Source organism: Bradyrhizobium sp. BRP22 (assembly GCF_020194175.1).
In the GTDB taxonomy this organism is placed as follows: Bacteria; Pseudomonadota; Alphaproteobacteria; order Rhizobiales; family Xanthobacteraceae; genus Bradyrhizobium.
In genome coordinates this window covers 1-13099 of the sequence record NZ_JADYVX010000069.1, presented here as the reverse complement: position 1 = coordinate 13099, position 13099 = coordinate 1, and the positions used below count along the sequence as shown (strand labels likewise).

At 62.0% G+C, this 13099-nt stretch carries 11 protein-coding genes and 1 pseudogene; 3 read left to right on the top strand and 9 right to left on the bottom strand.

The genetic code is table 11. The features are described from left to right. Nucleotides 1-496: 496 nt before the first annotated feature. The gene (locus I6F35_RS38650; protein WP_225122828.1) at nt 497-868 is read right to left on the bottom strand and encodes a cupin domain-containing protein; all 372 of its coding nucleotides are present in this window, start codon (nt 866-868) and stop codon (nt 497-499) included. A 487-nt stretch (nt 869-1355) separates the two neighbouring features. On the opposite strand from I6F35_RS38650, the gene I6F35_RS38645 reads away from it, so the two are divergent. Continuing rightward, a complete protein-coding gene (locus tag I6F35_RS38645; RefSeq protein ID WP_346283247.1) occupies nt 1356-1847 on the top strand; it encodes a septal ring lytic transglycosylase RlpA family protein in 492 nt (163 codons plus the stop codon). Between the two features lie 264 nt (nt 1848-2111). Here I6F35_RS38645 and I6F35_RS38640 read toward each other — a convergent pair whose 3' ends face one another. The 5 genes from I6F35_RS38640 to I6F35_RS38620 form a co-directional block, all read right to left on the bottom strand. Next, nucleotides 2112-5252, bottom strand: a complete 3141-nt coding sequence (locus I6F35_RS38640; protein WP_225122826.1) for an adenylate/guanylate cyclase domain-containing protein — start codon at nt 5250-5252, stop codon at nt 2112-2114. A gap of 65 nt (nt 5253-5317) precedes the next feature. After that, nucleotides 5318-6640: a catalase gene (locus I6F35_RS38635; protein ID WP_225122825.1), complete on the bottom strand. Its 1323-nt coding sequence runs from the start codon at nt 6638-6640 to the stop codon at nt 5318-5320. Then, a complete protein-coding gene (locus tag I6F35_RS38630) occupies nt 6637-8058 on the bottom strand; it encodes a hypothetical protein (RefSeq protein ID WP_225122824.1) in 1422 nt (473 codons plus the stop codon). The genes I6F35_RS38635 and I6F35_RS38630 overlap by 4 nt, the downstream gene beginning before the upstream one ends. Nucleotides 8059-8086: 28 nt before the next feature. After that, on the bottom strand, nt 8087-8680 hold the full coding sequence (locus tag I6F35_RS38625; protein ID WP_225122823.1) for a hypothetical protein: 594 nt from the start codon (nt 8678-8680) through the stop codon (nt 8087-8089). Nucleotides 8681-8706: 26 nt separating this feature from the next. Beyond that, complete coding sequence (locus I6F35_RS38620; protein ID WP_225122822.1) at nt 8707-9309, bottom strand: hypothetical protein; 603 nt, start codon at nt 9307-9309, stop codon at nt 8707-8709. A gap of 704 nt (nt 9310-10013) precedes the next feature. Here I6F35_RS38620 and I6F35_RS38615 point away from each other — a divergent pair. After that, nucleotides 10014-10496: a perilipin family protein gene (locus tag I6F35_RS38615; RefSeq protein WP_225122821.1), complete on the top strand. Its 483-nt coding sequence runs from the start codon at nt 10014-10016 to the stop codon at nt 10494-10496. Between the two features lie 450 nt (nt 10497-10946). Next, the gene (locus tag I6F35_RS38610; protein ID WP_225122830.1) at nt 10947-11756 is read left to right on the top strand and encodes a dienelactone hydrolase family protein; all 810 of its coding nucleotides are present in this window, start codon (nt 10947-10949) and stop codon (nt 11754-11756) included. A 54-nt stretch (nt 11757-11810) separates the two neighbouring features. Here I6F35_RS38610 and I6F35_RS38605 read toward each other — a convergent pair whose 3' ends face one another. The 3 genes and pseudogenes from I6F35_RS38605 to I6F35_RS38595 form a co-directional block, all read right to left on the bottom strand. Beyond that, nucleotides 11811-11960 (bottom strand): hypothetical protein, encoded by a 150-nt coding sequence (locus I6F35_RS38605; RefSeq protein WP_225122820.1) that lies wholly within the window; start codon nt 11958-11960, stop codon nt 11811-11813. Between the two features lie 136 nt (nt 11961-12096). Further along, nucleotides 12097-12612 (bottom strand): hypothetical protein, encoded by a 516-nt coding sequence (locus tag I6F35_RS38600; protein ID WP_225122829.1) that lies wholly within the window; start codon nt 12610-12612, stop codon nt 12097-12099. 145 nt (nt 12613-12757) lie between these two features. Then, nucleotides 12758-13099, bottom strand: a pseudogene (locus I6F35_RS38595) (hypothetical protein); the annotation flags it as partial.

Genomic DNA, 13099 nt, shown 5'->3' with positions numbered 1-13099 from the left:
CCACCCCTCCCCGTCCCAGACCGGTTCGCGCGCGGCCAGGCTCCCCCAAGCCTGGCCGCACTTTTTTGGCCCGCACGTGTGAAGGGCTCACGAAACAATTGGCGCGGGAGACGAAACCGTTTTCCCGGTTTGTCGAAATTCCCCCGAAACAGACGCGCACTATGGTTGCTATGGGCGCTGGAGAATGACGATCAGCAGGAATTGCGGGGACTGCTTTTTGAGGTGCGCCATGCGTGAAGAATTTGCCTCTTACAGCTTTCTCGCCGTCACCATTGCCGGGATCGTCCTGTTGTGCTCAGGCCTCGTCGCGCTTGCGTTGACGTGAGTGGCGCTGACCGGCCTGGCCGTCGATAGGAAAACCGGCGTCCTCCCTGAAGTACATGCTACCGCGCCGACCAGTGGTTCGTGCTGCCCGCATCTGAGGCCAAGGTACGCGCCTGCGCCCAGACAGACCTGTTGCTCTGGCATTCATGCTGGCTCGCATTGCCGCAATAGCTCATGGCTCCATCGTATAGGAGCGCCCAGGTTCAAGCACGTATATGGTCAGAAAGCGCAGCGGGCGTTCCGGGTCACAATTGCGAAAGAGCGTGTGTGGAATATCGGCGCGATCCTGCAAGGTCTCGCCTGCTCGATACTGCCGCGGATCATCGTTGCCATAAGCGGACTCGGCAACGCCGTCGATGATGTAGACCGCGCCGGCGACAGGATGCCGGTGAAGCGGAGCTTCGCCACCGGGTGGATAGGTCACCTCAACCACAATGAGTTCCCTGTTATCGCCGGGTAATGGAAGACGCTCGAGAACCTTACGGGTGACACCCAGAAACCCGGCTTGTCGGCCGCTGGCCTGACTGTCCATACGTTCACCCATGGTGCACCTCGCTCATCAAGCGTTGGGTTCTAACTGTCCCGATCAGCTCGCTATGCAAATGACTATGGCGACGCTTCGCAAAGCCAACAACACGCCACGTGCTCAATGATCGACTGTGCCGTAGTCGGAGGTTTCTGCAGATCGGGCCTGAACGTTCGCAGGCCGGCATCCGTTCAGAGCTGGTTGTCCTACACATGCAGAATCATGTCGGCAACTGTGCCCCCGAGCGGGCATCGGCCGGACGCTTGCTCCTGCTCACGCCCATCCGGGACGCTCTATTCGGTCATGCTGTTGACGCAATCTCTGTCTTAGAGAACCAAGAACACCGTTGCGGGGATCGCCCTGGTCCTCACAACGGTTCCATCGCCAGCACTGGCACGAATTCCGCAAAATTGGCCGAGTTTTTTGGACCGCCTCCGCGTTCGCTTGACCATGTTTTGCGGCATCGGGAACCGAACGATCCGAAGAAATCGGTCAAGGAGTCATGATGGTGTTTCGCTCGAGCGCCGCGATTTGCGGCGCCGTAATTGCGCTTGCCATTTCTGCTACCGTTGCCCGAAGTGAATTCGATACTGTTCATTCAAGCGCCGTCGTCAATGCCGCTTCCGGAGATGCGATCGTTGGCGCAGCATCCATGTATAATCCGTTCCGGCCCGGATGGCGGGAGGGCGGCCCCAACACAGCCTCCGGCGAGCGTTATGATCCTTCTGTCTGGGCGGCTGCCATCAAGACGAGTTTGCGTCAGAAATTTGGTGGGGTCCGATATGGCGCGAGGCCGAAGTATGCCCTCGTCGAAGCTGCAGGCAAGAAGGTCATCGTCAAGATAAATGACGTCGGGCCACTAACGCCCGGCCGCATCATTGACCTCAATGAGCGGACGATGCGCCATTTCGATCCAAGCCTGGAGCTCGGGGTCATTCACGGCGTAAGCGTCAGGCCGCTGTCCGGCGACGATTGGATTCCCGGACCGGTCGGCTGAAGATCGCAGGCGAAAGAGGTAGAGCACGGCGCTTCTGGATGGCGGGAACGCCTCGATCGCCCTCTCGCCGCTAGAGCATTTTCGGTTCTGATTGAATCAGAACCGAAGCTCTAGATTCTTGTTTTGACGCGTTTTCTTCACGCGAACCGGTGTCCACTTCGCTCGAAAACGCTCTAATGGTTGGAGGCCAAGCGATGTTTCACCCGGGTCCGAAACGCACACCAACGCGGACATCGGCCGGCACGCTGGATTTTGGCTCGCGTCCTAGTTCAGTTGCTGCAGCAGATCATCCGCCTGTCGCAAATCGGCGGATGTCTCGGCGGACGCGAATTTCGCGCGCACCGATGTGAGCAGGTCGCGCGCCTCGGCCAACCTGCGTCGGTTGTCGCTGCCGCTTATCAGAAGGCGCGCGAGGCTGATGGCGGTCCGCAGTTCCCAGCCGATGGCCTCCAACTTCCTCGCATAGGCAAGTGATCGCCTGAACAGACGGACGGCGGCCGCGTCGTCGCGATGCGGTTCGGCGCACAATAGCGAACCGTGAATCCGATAGATCTCCGGCGCCAGCCAGCGTTCGCCGGTCTGCTTGATCAGGGAGGCGGCCGAAGTCGCGAGCGCGAGCGCCCTGTCCTTCTGCCCGATACGTCCGAACTCGGTGGCAAGCAGAGCCTTGTAGAGAGGCATCTGAATGCATCGATTCTCGGCCGGCAGTCTGCCGATCAGGCCGGACAGCTTCTCGAGCACGACCGGGGCGGGGCCGCGCGCCGCCAGCGCCGAGGTCGCCCATAACGGACCGATGACCTGGTACATCGGATAGCCGTAGTCCCCGGCGACCTTCATCCCGTGTTCGACGCAGGTCAGATTCGCCGCCAAGTCTCCTTCGTACCAGTGATCGCCGACCCCGAGGATGTGGGCGAGCGCGATCATGAAGGGATGACCGATCTCGTTGGCAAGCCGCCTTGCGGATTCACAGCACTCCCTGGCCCGGTTGGGCCGGCCGAGCAGCCATTCGATGTGTCCGGAATAGACGAGCGCGACGACCAGAGGATCGTGCTGATAGGTCTGAACCAGCTTGCCGTGCTCACGAGGATTGTAGCGCGCTTCGATCGCGACCGCCAGTTCGCGCGCTTCCTTCAAACGGCCCGTGAAGAAATTGACGATCAGCGCCGCGGTGGACGCCATCAGGATGGCCTCACCATCGCGCCACTCCTCGGCTCGACGGAGGAAATCCTGCGAATGCTCGAGCACTTTGGTGAGTTCGCAATTGACCAGCTTGGCCACCGCAACACCCCAGAGAACCGCGGTCTTCTCGCGGATCGTCCCATGGCTGCCGGAGAGCTTCAGCGCCCGATGATAGGGTTCATAGACATTCGGATCGGACCAGCCTGCGATCGCCGTGTAGGCCATCGCAAGGTTGGACTGCAGCGCGATTTCGGCTTCGTAGCGGCGCGGCGAAGCGGGCAGCTTCGACAACAGCGAGAGGCCCTCGCGCAGATGCGCCACCGCCTCCTTGGTGGCCGATCGGCGCAGCGCGGACTTGCCCGCCTGCAGCCAGGCGTCGATGGCCTCCGGAATGTTTTCCGCCTGCGCATGATGATAGCCCAGGACGGCGGGATCGCTGCTCTCCCCGATGTCGGCCTGCTGAAGCAGCCAGGACGCTGCGCGCGCGTGCAGCTTGCGCCGATCCTCCTTCAGCAGCGAGGAATAGGCCGCCTCCTGAATCATCGCGTGCTTGAAGGCGAACAGCGTGCCTTCCTGTTCGTTGATCCGGTAGACGATCCCGGCCCGCTCCAGGGCCTCGAGCGCTGATATCAGCGACTCGTCCTGGTCCGGAAGCAGGCTGAAGATGCCCCGAGAGTCGAACTGCCGTCCGAACACGGAGGCGATCTGGGCCACGCGCTTGGCGGTGCCCAGCCGGTCCAGACGCTCCATCAGGGAATCGTGGACGCTGGCCGGCACCAGCGGCCCGGGCAATTTGCCGTGGTCAGCGGCGCTGTCGATCGCCCCGGAATCGACCACCGCCCGCGTGAACTCCTCGATGAAGAGCGGCACGCCGTCGGTTCTCTCGACAATCTGGTTCGTGATCCGCGGAAGGAAATCGATGCCGGCAACGGCCGCCACCATCTGCTCGCATTCGGCTGCAGCCAGCTTCTGCAACGATATGCGCTTGACCGTCGCGTTCGACAACCAGCCTGCCTCGTAATCATCGCGATGCGTGACCAGAAACAGGACGCGTTCGTGAGCGCAGCGGGCGATCACCCGCTGGAGAAGGTCGGCGCTGGTCGGATCGATCCACTGGACGTCTTCGGCGACCATCAAGATCGGCTTCTTGCGCGACGCCGCCACGAGAACCTCGGTTATCACCTGAAAGGCACGCTCCCGCTCGGAGGGCGAACCGAGATCTGCAGGCTCGTAGCCTTCGCACGCCGGTATCGACAGCAGCGACCCGTAATAGGGAAGCGCCTCCTCGACATCGAAGCCGGCGCGCGTCAGCAGGTAACGCAGCTTCGCCGTCGACAGAAGCGGGTTGTCGGTCTCGTGAATGCCCGTCGCGCGCTTCAGCCGCTCGATTTCCGGCGCAAGCGGCGTATTGACGTGGAACGGAGAGCACTGCGCCGATAGAACATCGACGGCGGTCCGATCAAGCGAGCTTCGAAACTCGCGGATCAGGCGCGACTTGCCGATGCCGGGCTCGCCGGAGATGACGCCGACGCGCCCTGCTCCGCCCAGGCTCTGCTCCCATAATTCGGCCAGCAGCGCGCGTTCATCATATCGGTTGATCATCGGCGGCAGCGGCAGGCTGCGCGCGCGGTCGAACCTGCTTTCGCCCGGCGAAACCGCAATCACGCGCCACGCCTCGGCCGGCTCCTCGACGCCCTTCAGCCGGCGCCTGCCAAGCGGCTCGCAGTCGAACATGCCGCGGATCAGCTCGTAGGTCCCCGAACCGATGACGACCGCATTCTGGCCGGCGAGACCTTGAAGGCGCGCCGCCACATGCACCGAGCTGCCGAACACTTCCCGCCGCTCAGAGGGCTCGCCAGGCACACTGCCCACGACAACCGGCCCGGTGTTGATGCCGATCCTCACGCGCAGCCGCAGGACGCTGCCATCCGACATCTGGAATTCCCGTTCCTTGATGGCGGCCGTGATGGCGAGCGAGGCGCGCACCGCGCGCTCGGGATCGTTTTCATGCGCCTGCGGTACGCCGAAATAGGCCAGCAATCCGTCCCCGATCATTCTGGCGATATGACCGCCATAGCGGCAAATCTGCTCGTTACAGATATCGCGATAGGTTCGGATGACCGCAAAGAACTCCTCGGGATCGATGCGCTCGCTCAGAGGCGTCGAGCCGATGAGATCGACAAACACGACGGTAAGCTGTCGGCGCTCAGCCTGCAGGCCTGCCATCTCACCGTCTGGCAGCGCCGCAATCAGCCGAGGTCCATCAAATTGGTCCGGTTTCGCCTGCCCGCTCAAGGTCCAACCATGTTGAGCTTTCGCCGTACCTGCAGGGACGCGAGGTACACGGCAAGCCGCATACGGTTGATGCTACCGAGAGGACGATGCTGCTGCAAGCAGTTCCACGGGCTGAACATCATGTGCTCGCCGTCGAAAACCCGATCCGGCGTCAGGAAATTCTGCCTTGGAATCCTGATCTCTCCAATCGAGACGACGCGGTCCAGCGGACGGGTCCATTGCAGAAGAGCGTTCTCGACCTCTTCCGGTTTGGCCGCATGGCGCAGCCTTACCGCGAAATCGAATACAACATCATCTCCAGGTGGAGACGGCCTGAGATCGCGCAGCATCGCCTCCTGGAGAAAATTCTCGGATCGCGATCCGAACAACAAACTCCACCACGAGGGGATATCGTTCTGAGGCCGCACGGGCCTGACGAGATAGCGCACCACATGGTCCTCACCCAACAAATAGGGTGACATGCTGTGATAGGTCGCAGTCAGCGGATTGCCGATCCTGACGATGGCGGTGCGAATGAACGTGGCGAACTGTCGGGGATAGCGAGCGATAAACAAGAACCATTTCAGACTGCGGCTGAGCTTCTCGCGCCAGTTTCCACTCGGAGCCGCAACGGCGTTCATGAACTCGGAATAGTCGATCGCGTTCTTGCAGAAGAACACCGGGAAGCTGCTCAGCAGGAAATCGTGCTCGCCGGCCGGTGTTCGGCCGGGCTCGAGGCCACGAAGAATGGTCTCGCCCGCGACGTCGTAAAGCTTGATCGACATGCCGCGACCATCGAGCTTGCGGTCGCTCTGCGGCGTGCCCTGTCCGTTGGAAAACCGGACGATTGTCGGATAGCGTGCGCCCGGCCGAAACAGCGGTGTCGAGAACTCGGCCGGAAGATCCTTGCGGACGACGAATTCGGCACTGACGCATCCATGAGCCTTGGCGTGCTGATCGCGCATCGCGCAGACCGAACGGCTCGACGCCTTCATCTCGCAGTAGTTGCCGATCACCAGGTTTGCGGCGAGGCGCGCCATGTTTGCGATGAGCGTCGCCTCGCCCGGCACGGCGCGCTCGAATTTCGTGAGCGGCATCGGCCGGTCCTGCAGCTCCAGCACCTTCGTAAGCTCTTCGTATCTTGTCGGCGTCGCCTCTGAACTCTGTGCCGGCGCGGCAGCGGCTTGCGCGGATCGGCCGAGCATTTGCCAGAAGCGCTGGAAGTCCCGCAGCACGCGGAGCGACCGAACGACCGGATTCTCCTGCGTCGCTTGCGCGAGAGAAACCGCGCCGCTGCGACGGCCGCCGCGCAGCCATTGTTGGATCGTATCCCGGTTCATGCGACGTCAACTCGGGCGGATGCCAAGAGACCGAGCGCGGCCAGGCTTGGAACGAAGAAATAGTCTCCGCCCCTGGTCGTGACGAAGCGCGGGATGTCAAAGCATATGAACGGTCGTCGTCCGCTGGCCTCGTCGCCCGGGATCATCATTTGCGCGCTGCGACGACCGCCAATGGTTGGCCGATTGCCGGCGATCGGGTCGGTGTCGTTGCCCTGCTCGAAATCGTCGCCGAAATTCATCCATTTCTGCTGCACGAACTCGAACTGGTCGAATCCCGAATTGAGCGCAATGAAAATGATGCCGCGCTTTTCCTGGCTCGCCGGGCTGTGCTCCTCGCCCTCTGGCAGGTAGTTGCCATAGGCGATTCCGCGCCGGATCAAACGGTGTCTGCTCATGGTCTTGCCGCCGAAGCCCAGCGCATCGCGCGGGTTGGAGCGCCGCACATGCGCACCAAGCGGGCAGCGTGCGCCTGCGGGATCGTCGGCGTAGCCGAAGGTGTTGCGACGGTCTTTGCCGGGCTTCTCAGGATGGTTGATCAACGAGGATCCATCCTGCCATCGCCCCATCATCTTGGCAGCGAGGAAGTCCTGCGCGGTGACGTCGGGCGGCAAGCCACCGGGAATGGCTCGGGCAAAGGCCTCCGCCTGCTGTTCAAGATAGCGTCGGAAGCAGACGACGTCCTGCTCCAGCTTGCGGAACACGAGATAGGTGCCATCGTGTGCCAGAAGGTGCGGCAGCGGCATGGGGGCCAGCTCGCCCCCCTCGCCCGGGTGGCCGAGAAGAAACTCTCCGAGCGGAATCTTGCGAAATCGCCCTTTGTCATCCGGATTGCCAATGTTCTCGCGGTCCTTGGCATCACGGTCAGGCACACCCTCGATCGCCGGGTTGCTCAAGCCATCCTCGAAGCCGAAGTGCTCCTTGCGAGTCTGCCGGTTCTCGATGCGCAGCAGTCCCGCGGGCTGATCAGGCTTCAATTCCTGCACGCCGTTCGGCAGCAGGTCCCTGAGCTTTTGGCAGTGCGCTTCCAATGCGCCGTCTGTCTGGCCGTAGATCGTGATCAGCATATGAACGCGATGCGTCTTCCACGGGTCTTCCCAATGCTCCGGCGAACTTTCATCGATGTCGCCGAGCTCGCTCGCACGGGCCTTCATGCCCTCCTGAAACTCGGAAGGAAACGTGGCGAGGCTCTCCGCAGGCAGCCCGAGGGCGCGAAGACCTTCAAAGGTGAATGCGATGTTGAGGGTGGCGTCCGGCTTTGCGCGCCACAACGCCGGCGTGACCGCATCGGTATCGAGAAGCTTGCGGATGAACGCTTTGGCATCGTCCGCACTGTTGATCGCGAAGAACAAGAACTGCGCGTGCGGAAACGAGGCGTAGCCGCGAAGGATATTGCCTTGGATATTGGTAAGGTTGAGCATCGCCGGACCCCTGCTGATCGTTGCGTACTCACAAATCGCCCGGGAGCGGCCGCTCGTTTTGGAGGCTCTCCCACATTTGCCTGAACTCCCGCTGCAGCACGTCGGGAGGCAGCGGCCTGCTTTGCACCTGCTTGACGAACTCGCCGAGGCGGCGCCGGCATAGCAGCGCCATGAGAATTTCAGTGACGCTTGCCTCGGGCTGGTCCGCCAGAAACAGCGTGGTCTCGAGTTGACACTGCTCGAAATATTCGGCGAGCTGATCGCGCCGCTGGATACCCGGGAAGCCAAGACAGCGTCCCCAAATGGTCGCTACCTCGTTCGGGATGTTGCTGGCCAGGTTCTGGACCAGGGGATCGACGCTTTCGCCGTCGAACTCGCACATGAACACCAGATAGTCCGACTTGAGCTGATCGAACTTCGCCGGCGTGCCCTGATAGGCCAAGCGATCGACAATGAACAATCGCGCCATGTGGATGATCGGCACGTGGCTGAAGGGCGAGCCGCGCGGATAGGTCCCGACGTCATCCAGCGTGCGCAGAAACGCACGCAGATCGTCCGATCGATTGGTTGCGATCGGAAACAGGCCTGTGAAGCCGTACTTCTTACCGTTTTGATTTGCCACGTCGCGAACTCCGTTCGACTGGCCTGCTAGACTGGTCCAAACGTACCGAGCTTGTTTTGCACGCTGATCAGCAAGCGGTCGAACTCGACCGCAAACCGTTCGGGTGACAGCCCGCTTGAATTTTGAAAAAGCTTCTCGACCTCGTTGCGCAACTCGAGCGCTGAACGCACGTCGCGCACGGATGCGCCCGGATAGGCGCTATAGGAATGATCCGACTCGATCTGGTTGCGCTGGATATAGGCCTTGAGCGGACCGACCGGACGGGCGAAGGGATATCCGACGCTCCAGAACCAGACAAGGTCGAGCGGTTTGTAGAGCACGTCGGCAAAGGCTTCGATATAGGGTCCCCAGGGACCGTTGAACGTGCTCAGGAAGAACAAGTAATCGTAGTGCAAGTCTTCCGCCGGCTGGCTGTCGCTCAGGCGCGGAAAGCTGTCGCGCTTGATGACGACCCAGTGAACAAAGGGCAGAAACGCCAGTTCCTTCGCCGTGACCTGGGTCGATTTGAAACGATCGAAGATAAGCAGCAAAACCCAGACGACAAAGGTGCCGAAGCGCGTCATCGGCGTGATCACATTGAAAGTAACGGCCTTACCTAATCCATACTGATTACGTGCGCGATCGGCCATGCAACGTCTCGCTATGAATGTCTCGCATGAATAGGGTGAACTCGGCGACACACGCGCTCATGGCTCACCTGTATAAAAATACCTTAGCCAATAGTACAACGTGAGGTAATAACGTTACTACTATTATCGAAAGTCCCTGGTCCGTCCAGTGCAATGAACGCTATCGTGCATGATTGATCTTCTCCCATCGTTCATAGCTTGTCAGTGCCCACCGCCATCACGGTGCTGTCATCCAGCGCGACGATCCATGTGATCGCGTAACTTCCGGGAGCGAACGGCATGCCGACCCGCTTCTATTGGTATGAGCAACCACGCCACCGGTTCGCGCAATGCCCGCCCCCGCAGTGAACAACTTTTCCGGCGTTGGCGTGACCAGCCATCGACATGGTCGGCGCGCTCACGAGGAGACCGCATCGCAGCCAATGAAATCGACGCCCAAGTGCCGGCGATGTCGACGTGGCTCCGGAGATCCGGCCGCACATGATTCACGGGTTGTCGCTATGGAATGCGCCGGCCGCCGCGCGCTTTCCAAAGCGGCGCATTCGTTCGCGCCAGCCTGACATGGCTCGTCGCGCGAGCCAAAAAACCTCGATTTCGCAGGTTTTTAGTGCTAATATGTACCAATACGGGACAAATCACGGGGTTTTAGGCCCGCGGAGGTTGTGGTATTCGGAACCTTTCGAATTAGTCCGGTTTGGTGTCGAATGATGGACCTCACGCCCGGGAATTCCAGCGGCGCCCCGCGCATCGGCGTGCAGCCGATCGCAGTCACCGCCGTCGGGCTCTTCCTGGTCCTGTTCGGAATCGGCGCGATCGCGCTGTACCGGGTCTCTACCGGCACGTCGCCGGAGTCCGATCGGGTCGTGGCCAGCCGGCAGTTGCAGGCCCGCACCGCGCAGGTATCCGAACAGCTCGTCGAGAAGACCAAGGGGCTCGAGGCGACCCAGCAGGAATCCATCGACCAACTCCAGATGGTGCAGGACCAGTTGCAGGCCATGCGCCGGACGCTCGCCTCCCAGCAGGCGGATACCAAGAAGCTGTCCGAGCAGGTCACGGCGCTGACCGAGGCGGTCGAGGGCCTGAGACAATCCTTCGCCAGCGCGCGGGCCAATGAGCCTGCCGCCGAGCCCGTCCGCAAACGATCACGTTCGCAGGCCGTCCGCAGCGGACGGAAACGCCGCGGCTGAGTCGGCGCGCATTGTCCATCCTGGATTGGCCCGTACTGCCGAATCTTGATACGGATTTTTTCGCCGGGTTTGTGAACTAGTTCACATTCGGGAACCTAATTCCGAGGCAAGCTCCCGCCTACCGGATGGCGTGAGCCGATTTCAATATCCGGGGCTGGCAAGGTCGTTGGCGGTATACTGCGTCAACGGCCTTGTTCTTTTAGATGGCCTGCTTCCGTCGCGCGCCTCTCTTCACCCACCGCCCAGACCGCCTCTCAGGCTGGTGACTTGCCAGCGGCAGGCTTTGCTTGCTGAATGCCGCCGCTTTTGAACCGGGTCCGGCCCGACACCGGATCGGGTTCGACGTTTGCAATCATTTTGAAATGAGGCCCGCGCATGCGCCCTGAATCCCTGCCCACCTCGGATGTCATCGGACTGACAAAAACCGCTCCTTTCTCGCGCCGCGGCTTCATGACGGCTTCGGCCGCGATCGCGGCCGGCTACACGCTCGCCGCCGGTCCCGTACGGGCCGACGTGATCAAGACCGATACTGCGGGCCTCACCGCGGGCGAGGCCAAGATCAAGGTTGCCGATGGCGAGATGCCGGCCTATTTCGCGCGGCCGGCCGGGGTCAGTAATCCGCCTGTCATCCTGGTGGCGATGGAGATTTTCGGCCTGCACGAATACATCCGCGACGTGACGCGACGGCTCGCCAAACTCGGCGCCTTCGCGGTGGCGCCTGACTATTATTTCCGCAAGGGCGATCTCACCAAGATCACCGACATGCAGCAAATCCTGCCGATCGTGAACGCGAAGCCCGATGCCGAACTGTTGTCCGACCTCGATGCGACCGCGGCCTGCGCGAAATCGCAAGGCGGCGACACCTCCCGCCTCGGCATCGTCGGCTTCTGCCGCGGCGGACGCACGGTGTGGGAATATGCCGCCCACAGCACCGCGCTGAAGGCGGGTGCCGCGTTCTATGGTCCGCCGGTCGATCCGCAAAATCCGGCGTGGCCGAAGAGCCCGCTGCAGCTTGCAGCCGAAATGAAGGCGCCGGTGATCGGCTTCTATGGCGAAGCCGACACCGGCATCCCGGTCTCACAGGTCGAAGCCCTCAAGGCGGCGCTTGCTGAAAACAAGAAGACCGCGGAGTTCAAGATCTATCCGGGTGCCCCGCACGGCTTCCATGCCGATTATCGCGCGAGCTACCGCAAGGACGCCGCCGAAGATGCGTGGGCGCAGATGCAGGCCTGGTTCAAGAAATACGGCGTGCTGAGCTGACGCCCGCCCGCATTCGCAGTCCGGGCGAAGCGGGAGCATGACCCGGGCTGCGGATCATCCTCCCCCGAGACGATCGCGACTCCGATGCGGCTTGGCCAATTGCCGTTCAACTTCCCAGAGGATCAGGACAAAGGCGGCGCCAAGGCCGACGACGACGCCGAGAAAGACGAAGGTGAAGGCGGCGGTGGTGAGCGTGTCCAGCATCGCGAAATCGCTGCAATCGACGTACCAGCCCCTATGCTGAAATGATGCAGCCTCGATGCGGAGAACACCGCGGCTGCATCAATCTTCCCGACAATTTCGCTACAGCGGCTCAGGTTTGCCGCAGCATCGGTTGAGATCAGTCGCAGACCTGAACCGGCCGGACCCGCCAACCATACGAGGTCAGCACGCGCTGCCGGACGACGTAGCAGCCGCCGTAGCCGTAATCGTCGTAGTAGCCGTAGTAGGGATCGCCATAATCGTAATAGCCATAGGGCCCGCCGCCGTAGAGCCCGTAGCCGAGGCCAACACCGATCGCTGTGGCAGCGAACGGAAATCCACGACGATACCCCCAGCCTGGACGGTATCCAAAGCCAGGACGATAGAAGCCGCCGCGAAATCCAGCCGCACGGAAGCCACCGGCACCAATCGCGGCCGAACGGAAGCCGCCTCCGCTGAAGGCCGCGCCGCGGAAGCCTCCGCCACCAAAACCGCCGCCGCGGAAACCACCAAAGCCGCCTCCACGAAAGCCGCCGCCAAAACCGCCACCATGAAAGCCGCCGCCGCCAAACCCACCGCGGGCGGACGCCGTATCTATCGTCAAAATTCCAAGCGAGGCTACCGCCAGCAAGGCAACCATCGTTTTACGCAACATCACCGTTCCTCCATCACGGCTTGCCAATACCGGCGCGGCCTGCGCCAGCCATCGCAAGCACCCGCCACAATCTAGAGCGAGTTCCGGGAGTGCGGTTGAACAATGCGCTCACTTCTGCGCGACCGAAAGGCCGGGCAGAAGTGATCTAGCAGCCTTTGCAGATGCCCTTGATCTTGCGATCGAGCGGCGCGTCCTCAGCATCGATCGCTGAATCTTCCCCGGTCCTCTGCCGGCCGGCTGCAGAGCCGGTCGTGGTCCCCGGACCGGAGGAGGACTGTGCAGTGCCCGCGCTGTTGGTCCCTGGCGGCGGGTTCGCAGTGGTATTGGTGTTGCCGGGGTTGATGGCTTGGTTGCTCTGGCCGCCGACATTTGCCGAACCGGACGGCGCGCCACCGATGCCGGTGGTCCCTGTGGCGCCACCAGTCCCGCCGGAAGCTCCGCCCGCGGCGCCTCCCGCACTGGCGCCACCGGCGCCGCCTCCACCTGC